The 3956-nt window shown below is 68.6% G+C and carries 3 protein-coding genes; 2 read left to right on the top strand and 1 reads right to left on the bottom strand.

The annotated features are described in order from the left end of the window. Positions 1-905: tannase/feruloyl esterase family alpha/beta hydrolase (locus RIF89_RS11835; protein WP_309069309.1), on the top strand; the 905-nt coding region annotated here is incomplete at its 5' end. Between the two features lie 203 nt (positions 906-1108). After that, a complete protein-coding gene (locus tag RIF89_RS11830; protein WP_309069308.1) occupies positions 1109-2989 on the top strand; it encodes a BCCT family transporter in 1881 nt (626 codons plus the stop codon). Between the two features lie 67 nt (positions 2990-3056). Here RIF89_RS11830 and RIF89_RS11825 read toward each other — a convergent pair whose 3' ends face one another. After that, positions 3057-3932 carry a phosphoribosylaminoimidazolesuccinocarboxamide synthase gene (locus tag RIF89_RS11825; RefSeq protein WP_309069307.1) on the bottom strand — a complete coding sequence of 292 codons (876 nt, stop codon included), beginning with the start codon at positions 3930-3932 and terminating at the stop codon, positions 3057-3059. Between the last annotated feature and the right edge of the window lie 24 nt (positions 3933-3956).

Below are 3956 nucleotides of genomic sequence, written 5' to 3'. Positions count from 1 at the left end.
TGCACATCGGCGCCGTGAACTTCCGCGACGCGCTCCTGATCGACGGCGGAGCCGGATGGATGAATCCGGACGAGGTCCGCACGCTCACCGACGCCGTGTACGCGACGTGCGATCCGCTCGACGGCGCCGCGGACGGCATCGTGAGCGACGTGGCGGGCTGCGACGCGGTGTTCCACGCCGAGACGGTGCGCTGCCCCGGCGGCGCCGACACGGGCGATGACTGCCTGTCCGACAGCCAGCTCGCAGCGGTCGAGAAGATGAGCACCGACTACGACCTCGGGATCGACATCGAGGGGAACAGCATCTTCGCCAAGAGCGCGCTGCTGCAGGGCGCCCTGTATCAGGGCTTCGCGGGATTCGGCAGCGGCCCGTACGCGCAGGGGCTGCAGTTCTCGGTGCTCGACGCGACCTCCCGCTACGGCGTCGCGGGCGGGCATCCGGCGCACGACACGTACACGTTCGACCCGGCGGACCACGTCGAGCGGATCCAGGAGCTGGGCGAGATCATGGACGTCACGGATGTCTCGCTGCAGCGCTTCGCGGCCTACGGTGGCAAGGTGATCCTGACGCACGGCACGATCGACGACTTCATCACGCCGCACAACACCGTTCAGTACTACGAGCGGCTTCAGGACCGGTACGGCAAGCGCCTCGACCGCTTCCTGAAGTTCTACATGATTCCCGGATGGGGACACGGTCAGGGCGTCTTCGCCGCCCAGTACGACGGCCTGTCCGCGATCGTCGACTGGGTCGAGAAGCGGGACGCGCCCGAGCAGCTCGTGGCGCGCGACGGGAACGTCGGGGCCGACCGCACACGCCCGATGTGCGAGTACCCGGCGTGGCCTCAGTTCACGGGCAGCGGATCGGTGAACGAGGCATCGTCCTTCGCGTGCGTGAGGGGCTGATCCGGCGCCGAGCGGGATAACGGGGCTGCCACGATCCCGCCCTCGATATGAGATCGCGACCGGATTTCCGTAGCGTGGGAGGAACCCGACCCCATACGTAACGCACGTTTCGATCGATAAGCGAGATGAAAATGGCCGATCAGCCGCGCCCTGGCGCCGGATCTCCGCCCGAGCGGAAGCCTGTCACCGACCTGGTGAGGGAGGTGACACACCCCGCCCTGATTCCCGGAATCGGCGTCGAGGACACCAACCGGACCTTCTCCACGAACTGGCCCGTGTTCGGCATCGCGGGCGCCCTCGTGCTCGGCGTGGTGATCTGGGGATTCGCAGCCCCGCAGAGCATCAGCGATGCCGGATCGTCCTCGCTCGCGTGGGTCATGGAGAACTTCGGATGGCTGTTCTCGCTCCTCGCGATCGCGACCGTCGTCTTCATGATGGTCGTCGGGTACGGACGGAGCGGCGGCATCCGGCTGGGAGCCGATGACGAGGCGCCCGAGTTCTCCACGGTCTCGTGGATCGCGATGCTGTTCTCGGCCGGCATGGGCATCGGCCTGCTGTTCTGGGGGCCGGCCGAGCCGCTGACCTACTTCCTCGCCGTGCCGCCCGGCTTCGAAGCCGAGGCCGGGTCGCGCGACGCCATGCACCTCGCGCTCGCGCAGTCGTTCCTGCACTGGGGTCCGATGGCCTGGGCTTTCTACGCCCTGGTGGGCGGCGCGATCGCCTACGCCGCGTATCGCCGCGGTCGCGCGCCTCTGATCTCGGCGATCTTCACGCCCATCTTCAAGGAGCGCACGGAAGGCTGGGCCGGCGCGATCATCGACGTGTTCGCGATCATCGTGACGCTGTTCGGCACGGCCGTCACGCTCGGCATGGGAGCGCTGCAGATCGCGCGCGGCGCCGAGTTCGTCACGGGCATCGGTCCGCTGGGCAACGGCGCGATCATCGCGATCGTGACGGTCCTGACCGCGGCCTTCGTGATCTCTGCCGTGTCGGGTATCAAGCGGGGCATCCGCATCCTGTCGAACATCAACATGGTGATCGCGGTGGTGATCGGCGTGCTGCTGTTCACGCTCGGCCCGGCGCTGCTGCTGCTGAACATGGTGCCCGCGTCGGTGTCAGCGTTCTTCGCGGAGCTGTGGACGATGCTCATGCGCAATCCCGCGCAGGGCGAGGACGCCGCGTCCTTCGTCAACGGCTGGACGAACTACTACTGGGCGTGGTGGATCTCGTGGACGCCGTTCGTCGGCATGTTCGTCGCGAAGATCTCGCGCGGCCGCACGCTGCGCGAGTTCATCACGGTCGTGATCGTGGTCCCCGCCGTCGTGTGCATCATCTGGTTCGGCGTGATGGGCGGATCGGCCATGTACTTCGACGAACTCACGGGCACGATCGGCCAGGCGATGGCCGACGGCGGCACGGAGGCCGTGCTGTTCGCGGTGCTCGATCAGCTGCCGATCGGCATGGTGCTGTCGGTGCTGGCGATGATCTCGATCGTGCTGTTCTTCGTGACGTCGGCCGACTCCGCCGCGATCGTGATGGGGTCGATGAGCCAGCGGGGCAAGCCCGAGCCGTCGACCTGGGTCACGATCACGTGGGGCGTGCTGCTCGGCGCCGCCGCGCTCGCGCTGCTGCTGGCCGGTGGGGAGAGCGCGCTCTCGGGCCTGCAGTCGATCATGGTCGTCACGGCGCTGCCGTTCGCGGTGATCGTCATCGGCATCATGATCGCGTGGGCACGCGAGCTCGCGACGGATCCGTACCTCATGCGGCGTCGCTTCGCGCGCGCGGCCATCGCGCAGGGAGTGCGGCTGGGCATCGAGGAGCACGGCGACGACTTCGTGTTCGGGGCGACCGAGGTCGCGCCGGATCAGGGCGCCGGCGCCGCGATCGACACCGAGGACCCCTCACTCGTCGAGTGGTACACGACCGCGACCGAGCAGATCGATGTGCTCACCGCGGACGACGTGAACCGCACGCTCGAGCCGGGGCACATCCAGCCGAAGGGCGCGGACCACCCCGAGCACACCGCTTCGGGTGAGGCGTCGCTCGTCGTCGGCGAGGACCGCAAGAAGCCCGAGCGCACCTGAGCCGTCGTCGATTTGCCTCAGATGGTCGCTTTCTCGTCCGAGAAGGCGACCATTTGGGGCAAGTGGCTCACGGCGTGAGTCTGCCGATCAGCTCTCGATAGCGCGCGACCGTGCGGTCGACGACCTCGGCGGGCAGCTCGGGCGGCGTGCCCTGCTTGTCCCAGTTCGCCGCGAGCCAGTCGCGGACGATCTGCTTGTCGAAGCTCGCCATCCGCTCCTTCGGAGTGGTGCCGGTGCGCCAGGCCTCGGCGTCCCAGTAGCGCGACGAGTCGCTCGTGAGCACCTCGTCGGCGAGGCGCAGGATGCCGTCCGCGTCGGTGCCGAACTCGAACTTCGTGTCGGCGAGGATGAGGCCGTGCGCCTCGGCCGTCGCGGCTGCGCGGCGGTAGATCGCCAGCGACGTGTCGCGCAGCTCGGCCGCCCGCTCGGCGCCGACGAGTTCGACGGTCTTGTCGAACGAGATGTTCTCGTCGTGCTCGCCCAGTGGCGCCTTGTACGCCGGCGTGAAGATCGGCTCGGGCAGGCGGTCGCCGTCCTGCAGCCCGTCGGGCAGCGGGATCCCGCAGACGGTGCCGTGCTCCCGATACTCGGCCCAGCCGGATCCCGTCAGGTAGCCGCGCACGACGCACTCCACGGGCAGCATGTCGAGCGAGCGCACGATCATCGAGCGCCCGGCCACCTCCTCGGGAACGGTCTCGCCGGTGAGGTGGTTCGCGATGACGTCGCCGCCGTCGGCGCCGGCCAGCTGGTCGAACCACCACAGGCTGAGCGTCGTGAGCAGCGTCCCCTTGCCCGGGATGCCGGGGGAGAGCACGTGGTCGAACGCGCTCACCCGGTCGCTCGCGACCACGAGCATGCGCCCCGGATCGCCGTCGGCCGGCGCGTACAGATCGCGCACCTTGCCGGAGTACGTGTGCTTCCAACCCGGGATCTCGACAGTCACGGCCCCATCATCCCATCCGGCCGG

Source organism: Microbacterium sp., assembly GCF_031178525.1.
Taxonomy (GTDB): Bacteria; Actinomycetota; Actinomycetes; order Actinomycetales; family Microbacteriaceae; genus Microbacterium.
Note: the sequence above shows the minus strand (reverse complement) of the source record. Positions and strands in the feature narration are given on the sequence as shown.